3 protein-coding genes and 1 pseudogene are annotated in these 4,244 nt (G+C 74.2%); 3 read left to right on the plus strand and 1 reads right to left on the minus strand.

Translation table 11 applies throughout. The features are described from left to right. Window positions 1-314 (minus strand): MarR family transcriptional regulator (locus GTW08_RS26360; protein ID WP_161152672.1); only part of this gene is annotated, 314 nt, incomplete at its 3' end. Window positions 315-431: 117 nt separating this feature from the next. Between GTW08_RS26360 and ugpC the strand changes: the two genes are divergently transcribed. The 3 genes and pseudogenes from ugpC (at window position 432) to xylA (ending at window position 4,132) form a co-directional block, all read left to right on the plus strand. Beyond that, window positions 432-1,526: an ABC transporter ATP-binding protein gene (gene ugpC, locus GTW08_RS26365; protein WP_161152673.1), complete on the plus strand. Its 1,095-nt coding sequence runs from the start codon at window positions 432-434 to the stop codon at window positions 1,524-1,526. Further along, window positions 1,523-2,899 (plus strand): annotated as a pseudogene (locus tag GTW08_RS26370) (GH1 family beta-glucosidase); the annotation flags it as partial. The gene ugpC and the pseudogene GTW08_RS26370, both read left to right, overlap by 4 nt. 63 nt (window positions 2,900-2,962) lie before the next feature. After that, a complete protein-coding gene (xylA, locus tag GTW08_RS26375; protein WP_073575597.1) occupies window positions 2,963-4,132 on the plus strand; it encodes a xylose isomerase in 1,170 nt (389 codons plus the stop codon). Window positions 4,133-4,244 lie beyond the last annotated feature (112 nt).

Genomic DNA, 4,244 nt, shown 5'->3' on the forward strand with positions numbered 1-4,244 from the left:
CCGGCCAGGTCGACCAGGCAACCGCCGACGCCGTCCTCCTCGATCTGCAGGGCGATGCCGACCGGTCCGGCCGGGTCGGGGACCAGACGGCGGCCGGGGCGTCCCGAGGTGCCGCCCGGGCCGGCGCCGATGTCGCGGACGAGGCCGCCGGCGAGCAGCTCCGCGATGAGCCCGGAGACCGTCGACCGGGTCAGTCCGGTCGCCGCGGCGATGCCGGCGCGGCTGATCGCGGACCCGTGGACGACCTCGCCCAGCACCAGGCCCAGGTGGTGTCGCCGCAGGTCACCGGCGGCGATCCGGCTGCTCGCGTCCATGCGTGCTCCGGTCTTAGTTCGTACGGAAGACGAACAAACTCTAGGCGTGTGGCTGTTCGTGGGCCAGGGTCGGAGGGGCCGGCAGCGGAGCCGGTTCCCAGCGAGAGGACGACGATCATGGCCGAGGTCGCCTACCGGGCCGCGTCCCGTGTCTATCCGGGGCCGCCCCCGGTGCGCGCGGTCGACCGGCTCGACCTGGACATCGCCGACGGGGAGTTCCTGGTGCTCGTCGGCCCGTCCGGGTCCGGCAAGTCGACGGCACTGCGGATGCTCGCCGGGCTGGAGGACGTCGACGAGGGCGGCATCGAGATCGGGGGCCGCGAGGTGTCCGGCGTCGCGCCCAAGGAACGCGACATCGCGATGGTGTTCCAGAACTACGCGCTCTACCCGCACATGACCGTCGCGGAGAACATGGGCTTCGCCCTGCGGCTGCAGAAGGTCGGGAAGAGCGAGCTCACCCGGCGGGTCCGTGCGGCCGCCGAGCTGCTCGACCTCACGCCCTACCTCGACCGCAGGCCGAAGGCGCTCTCCGGTGGCCAGCGCCAGCGTGTCGCGATGGGCCGCGCCATCGTCCGCGAGCCCGCGGTGTTCCTCATGGACGAACCGCTGTCCAACCTGGACGCCAAGCTGCGGGTGGAGACCCGTGCGCACATCGCCGCCCTGCAGCAGCGGCTCGGCACCACGACCGTCTACGTCACCCACGACCAGGTCGAGGCCATGACGATGGGGCACCGCGTCGCGGTGCTGCGCGACGGTCTGCTGGAGCAGTGCGCCGCGCCTCGCGAGCTCTACGAGCGGCCCGCGACCGCCTTCGTCGCCGGGTTCATCGGCTCGCCCGCGATGAACCTGCGCACCGCGGTGCTCACCCCCGGTGGTGCCGACCTGGCCGGGGCCGCCGTCGCGCTGCCGCGGGACGTGCTGGCCGACGCGGCGGGGGCCGGGCTGTCCGAGGTCCTGCTCGGGGTCCGTCCGGAGGGTCTGCGCCCGGCCGACGACGCCGAGCCCGCCCTCGAGCTCACCGTCGAGCTCGCCGAGGAGCTGGGGTCGGACACCTTCGTGCACGGGCGGGTCGGTGCCGACGCGCAGCGGTTCGTTGTCCGGCTCGACGGCGGGGCGGGACCGGCCGTCGGTTCCCGGCTCCGGGTCGCGGCCCGTGAGGGCCGCACGGTGCACGCGTTCGACCCGGCGAGCGGCCGGCGGCTCGGCGGATGACCACGTATCTGCCCGAGGGGCTCGTGCTCGGCGCTGCCACCGCCGCTTATCAGATCGAAGGGGCGGTCGCCGAGGGCGGACGCACCCGCAGCATCTGGGACACCTTCGCCCACACCCCCGGTCGGACCGCGGACGGCGAGACCGGCGATGTCGCGGCCGACCACTACCACCGGGTCCACGAGGACGTGGCGCTCATGCGCGAGCTGGGCCTGCAGTCCTACCGCTTCTCCGTCAGCTGGAACCGGGTGACCCCGCAGGTCGGACCGGACGGCCTCGGACCCGTGTCGGCCCAGGGGCTCGCCTTCTACTCGGAGCTGGTCGACGCGCTGCGGGCCGCGGGGATCGCCCCGGTGCTCACGCTCTACCACTGGGACCTGCCCCAGGCCCTGGAGGACGCCGGTGGCTGGGCGGCACGGGCGACGGCGTACCGGTTCGCCGAGTACGCGGCCGTCGTCGCCGCCGCGCTGGGTGACCGGGTGGAGCTGTTCACGACGCTCAACGAGCCGTGGTGCAGCGCCTTCCTCGGCTACGCGGCCGGGGTGCACGCACCCGGTCGTACCGAGCCCGCCGCGGCACTGGCCGCGGTGCACCACCTCAACCTCGCCCACGGGCTCGCCACCACGGCGATCCGGGAGCTGCTCCCCGGCGCCCGGATCGCCGTCAGCCTCAACCTGGCCTGGGTGCTGCCGCAGACCGGGTCCGACGCCGACCGCGACGCCGCCCGCCGGGTCGACGGTCTGCAGAACCGCCTGTTCACCGGGCCGATGCTCGACGGCGGCTACCCGGCCGACGTCCTCGCCGACACCGCCGGGGTCACCGACTGGTCGTTCGTCCTGCCCGGCGACGAGCGGCTGGTGCACGCCCCGCCGGACGTGCTGGGGGTCAACTACTACACGCCGACCGTCGTGCGGCACTGGACGCGCGAGCGGCCGAAGGAGACCGCCGACGGGCACGGCGACGGTGCCGCCACCCCGTGGGTCGCCTGCGAGGACGTCGAGTTCCCGCGGCCCGCCGGTCCGCTCACCGACATGGGCTGGGGGGTCGACGCCCGGGGCCTGGGCGCGTTGCTGCGCCGGCTCGCCGCCGAGCATCCCGGCCTGGACCTGGTGGTCACCGAGAACGGCGCCGCCTATCCCGACGTCCCCGCCGCCGACGGCGCGGTGCAGGACCACGACCGCGTCGCCTACCTGCACGACCACCTCGCCGAGACCGCCCGGGCCGCGGCCGACGGCCTACCGGTCCGCGGCTACTACGTCTGGTCACTGCTCGACAACTTCGAGTGGGCCCGCGGCTACGCGATGCGCTTCGGCATCGTCGCCGTGGACCCGGTGACCCACGCCCGCACCCCCAAGCTCAGCGCCCGGTTCTACGCCGGCGTCCTGTCCACCGGCTCGCTGCCGGACCGTCCCGCACCCCCGTCCCAGGAGTCCCAGCCCATGTCCGTTCCCGCCCCCACCCCCGCCGACCGGTTCTCCTTCGGACTGTGGACCGTCGGCTGGACCGCGGCCGACCCGTTCGGCTCGCCCACCCGCCCCGAGCTCGACGTCGTCGAGGCCGTCGAGGAGCTCGCCGCGCGCGGCGCCTGGGGTCTCACCTTCCACGACGACGACCTGTTCGGCTTCGCGCCGGACCCGGCCCACCGGGACCGGCAGATCGCACGGCTGCGGAAGGCGTGCGAGGCGACCGGCATGACCGTTCCGATGATCACCACGAACCTGTTCTCGCACCCGGTGTTCAAGGACGGCGGGTTCACCTCCAACGACCGGACCGTGCGGCGCCTCGCGCTGCGCAAGGTGCTGCACAACGTCGAGCTGGCCGCGGAGCTCGGTGCCCGCACCTTCGTGCTGTGGGGTGGACGGGAGGGTTCGGAGTTCGACTCCGCCAAGGACGTCCGCGCCGCCCTGGACCGCTACCGCGAGGCCATGGACCTGCTCTGCGGGCACGTCCTGGAGCAGGGGTACGACATCCGGTTCGCGATCGAGCCGAAGCCCAACGAGCCCCGCGGGGACATCCTGCTGCCCACCGTCGGGCACGCGCTGGCCTTCGTCGAGCGCCTCGCCCACCCCGAGCTCGTGGGCGTCAACCCCGAGGTCGGGCACGAGCAGATGGCCGGGCTCAACATGACCCACGGCGTCGCCCAGGCACTGTGGGCCGGGAAGCTGTTCCACATCGACCTGAACGGCCAGCGCGGCATCAAGTACGACCAGGACCTGGTGTTCGGCCACGGTGACCTGCTGAACGCGTTCTCGCTGGTCGACCTGCTCGAGACCGCGGGCTACGACGGGCCACGGCACTTCGACTACAAGCCGGCGCGCACCGAGGACCGGCGCGGGGTGTGGGACAGCGCCGCCGCGAACATGCGCACCTACCTGCTGCTGCGCGAGCGGGCGGCCGCGTTCCGGGCCGACCCCGAGGTCGTCGCCGCGCTCGCCGAGGCCGGGGTGCCCGCACTGTCCGAGCCGACGCTGGGGGCCGGGGAGACCGCGGCGGACCTGTTCGCCGACCCGGCGCTGGACACCGTCGACCCGGACGCGCTGGGCCGTCGCGGGTACGGCTTCGTCCGGCTCCACCAGCTGGCACTGGAACACCTCGCCGGAGCACGATGACCCCGTGCACGACCGACCGGCTCCCCGCCCGCAGGCCCCGCCCGCGCGCCCACCGGCGGTGCGCCGGCACAATCTCGGCCTGCTGCTGGGGGCGCTGCGGGCGGCGCCGTCG

Source organism: Pseudonocardia sp. SID8383 (assembly GCF_009864975.1).
GTDB classification, from domain to species: Bacteria; Actinomycetota; Actinomycetes; order Mycobacteriales; family Pseudonocardiaceae; genus Pseudonocardia; species Pseudonocardia alni.